General features: G+C 62.7%; 2 protein-coding genes. One reads left to right on the top strand and one right to left on the bottom strand.

What is annotated here, in order from left to right; genetic code table 11:
- The first annotated feature begins 435 nt into the window (after window positions 1-435).
- Window positions 436-846 (top strand): hypothetical protein, encoded by a 411-nt coding sequence (locus tag C1D09_RS08870; RefSeq protein ID WP_143973920.1) that lies wholly within the window; start codon window positions 436-438, stop codon window positions 844-846.
- A gap of 240 nt (window positions 847-1,086) precedes the next feature.
- On the opposite strand, the gene C1D09_RS08865 is transcribed toward C1D09_RS08870, so the two are convergent.
- Complete coding sequence (locus C1D09_RS08865) at window positions 1,087-3,174, bottom strand: PAS domain S-box protein (RefSeq protein ID WP_167514538.1); 2,088 nt, start codon at window positions 3,172-3,174, stop codon at window positions 1,087-1,089.
- Window positions 3,175-3,251: the final 77 nt, after the last annotated feature.

Here is a 3,251-nt window from a genome sequence, read left to right as displayed (position 1 = left end):
GCAATGGTTTGTGAGACTCCATTGATTTCGCTCCAAAGTCCAGGCGTCGTCCTCGGCTGAATTCGTTGCGGTTGCTGCCCAGGAAAATCGCGGAGAATCCGGGTGTTAGCCCCGGTTCCGAAATGCCGTTCTCATGTCATCTCACAAAGCGCGGAAGCCGACGAACAAGACACCTTGCAGGTTGCAAAAAGCGCTCGTTGCGCTGCGGTCGATCTGCTGTTCGGCAGGCGCTCGGGTTGGGGTTACCTGGCTGGAGCCGACGTGGGACTACCGCGCTTCGGCGAAGTGTGAGCCGGAATGACCGATTCTGCCCGGTTTGCCGGCAGTTCTGTTTCAATTCCGTTACATTGCCAGAGCAACGCCAATTTTGTGCCGTTACAAAGTGCGATTAAGTTCGTTTAATCATAAAAAAGAAACGCAGCGAAGGGGAAGGCAATGCATGCGAAAGTTAAGATCATCACCCGCGAACACCGCCTCCAGTCTCCAGAGCGCGCTGACCGCCGCCCGAAACTGGCGCTACGCCAACGCGCCAGCGACCACCCCATGGCCATGTTCCTGGGGCTGGCTGCTTGCGCCGTCATCGGCATGGCGGTTACGCCGCCAGTCGGGCCGGCCTTCGCCTCGCTAAATCCGCCGGCCAATTTGGTCGACGGGGCGCCAACGACAATCAAGACCGATCGGCTGCCGATGTCGGCGCTCGACTTTGCCTGCAAGGGGCAGGCATGGGGCGCCGAGAGCGTCGATTGCCTGCGCGCCATCGCCGAACAGTCCGGGACGCACAAGGCCCGTGCGATCCGCATGATCGCCAATGCCGCGCCGCTGACCAACACGCCGAACATTTTCTGATTTCCGTCGAAGCGTGATCCCGGAACCGTTCCCTTTCGGGACCCTGCTCTGACCTCCCCGAGCGCTCCTCCAGCGCTCCATTCAGCTCCCGCCGCACAGTCGGCCGGGAGCCTCTTTTTTGGCAACTCCAGGAAAAATATGAGCGGTCTTCCCGGGACAAGCGCGTAGCGCTTTCCCTGAGCATCGCGTCAAGACAAAGAGTTAGAGCCGTTTGCCGTTTCCATGAAACGGTAAACCGTTCTAGCCCTTCAACGTGGCTTGCTCGGCAATGGTTGAAAGCACGCTGCGCACGTCCAGCGTGCTGAACGGCTTTTCCAGGATCTGCGGCCGCTGCTGCGCCGGCAAGGCTTCGATTTCCGCCTTGGCGCCGATCAGGTCGCCGGTGACCAGCACGAAACGCCGTGCCAGTTCGGGCCGCTCGGCCAGCAGTTCGCGGTAGATGGCCATGCCTGATGTGCCGGGCATGCGCAGGTCAGAAAAGACGATGTCGGGCGGCATGTGGCCGCTCAAGGTGGCGGTGCCCGATTCCCAGACCGGCGCGATGCGCGACTTGATGCCCATCAATTCGAGAATGTCGGACAAGGAGCCCGCGACATCAGGCTCGTCGTCGATGATCAAGGCATGACGCAGGCCGCTCGAGTGTGGCTGGCTTTCGCCGGCGGCAGCGATGCCCGCCGAAATGGCCGGCAGTTGGACAACGAAACGCGCGCCTCGGGGCTGCACTTCCTCGAACCAGACATTGCCATTATGCCGCTCGATGATCGATTTCGAGATCGACAGGCCGATGCCGGTGCCAACACCGACCGGCTTGGTGGTGAAGTAGGATTCGAAGATGCGGTTGCGGATCGCTTCGGGAATGCCAGGTCCGTTGTCCTCGACCGAGAAGCCGGGATTGCCGCGATCGCCGCGGAAGGTCCGCACCTTGATCAACCGGTCGCCGGCAATGCCGGCGAGGGCGTGCTGGCTGTTGATGAGGAAATTGGCCGCCACCTGCGTCACATGGTCGGCGTCCGCCATGGCCAGCAGCGGACCCGGCGCGAAATCGGTGTCGATGATGATGCCGCTCGAGCGTGCGCCATAGGCGGTCACCTCAAGGGCAGCGCGGATCACCTGGTTGAGATCGGTCTCGGCCTGGGCCGCGGGATGAAGTCGGACCATCGACAGGAAGCTCTTGACGATGCGGCCGCAGCGCTCGGCCGCGGCGCGCACCTTCTCGGCGCGAACCTTGGTCTGCGGGTCGGAGGCGAATTCGTGCAACAGCGTCGATTGCGCGACCACCACCGCCAGCGGATTGTTGAGCTCGTGCGAAACGCCGGCCAGCAGCGAGCCCATTGCCGCCATCTTCTCGTTCTGGTGCAGCTTCTCGCGCTGCCGGTTGATCTCTTCCTCGGCACGCAGCCTGTCGCGCAGGTCGCGGATGGAGCCGAAGATCAGGCAGCGGTCGGCGACCCGCATCTCGGTCGCCGTCAGCTCGATCGGAAACACCTCGCCGGCGGCATTCTGGGTGACGGTCTCGAGCCGCTGGCCGACCATCGGCGCGCCACGGCCCGACATGTAGTCGGCGCCCGAAGAATAGCCCTTGCGGTAGTATTCCGGCACGACGGTGTCGAGCAGATCCTTGCCGAGGATGTCGCTGCGCTGGTAGCCGAACATCTTTTCGGCGGCAGGATTGAATTCGATGATCGAGCCGGCCTCGTCGATGACGATGATGGCGTCGAGCGAAGCCTGCAGCATGGTGCGGCGGATCACTTCGCTGGCATGGGCGTCGGAGGGCGAGTGTTCGATCGCGTCGCCAATGGCGAGTGCGATGATGTGCAGCGCCGCCTCCTCCTCGTCGGTCCACTCGCGTTCGTCGACGCAATCGTTGACCGCGAGCGTGCCCCACAGATGGCCATGGGCGAAGACCGACACCGACAGGAACGACTTGATGTTCTGCTTTTCGAAATCGGTTCTCAGGAACCCTTCGAGATTGCGCGTATGCCCGGCAAAGATCTTGCCCTGTCGCTCGTCCTCGGCAATGCGCTCCAGCAGTGGGTCCGAATTGACGATCGACTGCATGATCACGGTCGGCGAGGCCAGTTCGCCGCCAAAGTCGGGATCAATCCAGTAGGCGGCAACCGACTGGGCAAAACCCTGGCCCGGCAGTTCGCGCAAGCGGAACAGGATGCCGCGCTGGCATTCGATGGCCCGGCAAAGGGTTTCCAGTATGCCGTCCATCTCGCGCTGCCAGTCGCCGGCCTCGCGCAGCCGGCGAACGACGCGCACGGCCGCCATCGCAGCGCCCTGCCTGAAACCCTGCATATCCCTGCTTGTTGCTTCGCCCGTCATTTTCAGCCGTTATCCCAAGCACGCCAATCCGGTCGGCCCAATTCGATCGGCGAGCAACGGCTGCGAACCTGAGACCC

The sequence above is a fragment of the Mesorhizobium intechi genome, from assembly GCF_002879535.1.
Taxonomy (GTDB): Bacteria; Pseudomonadota; Alphaproteobacteria; order Rhizobiales; family Rhizobiaceae; genus Mesorhizobium; species Mesorhizobium intechi.
This window is presented reverse-complemented; position numbering and strand designations above follow the sequence as displayed.

Bases quoted from the DNA above. Each gene is read 5' to 3' on its own strand.
- C1D09_RS08865 (WP_167514538.1), bottom strand. From the start codon at position 3,174: ATGACGGGCGAAGCAACAAGCAGGGATATGCAGGGTTTCAGGCAGGGC.
- C1D09_RS08870 (WP_143973920.1), top strand. From the start codon at position 436: ATGCATGCGAAAGTTAAGATCATCACCCGCGAACACCGCCTCCAGTCT.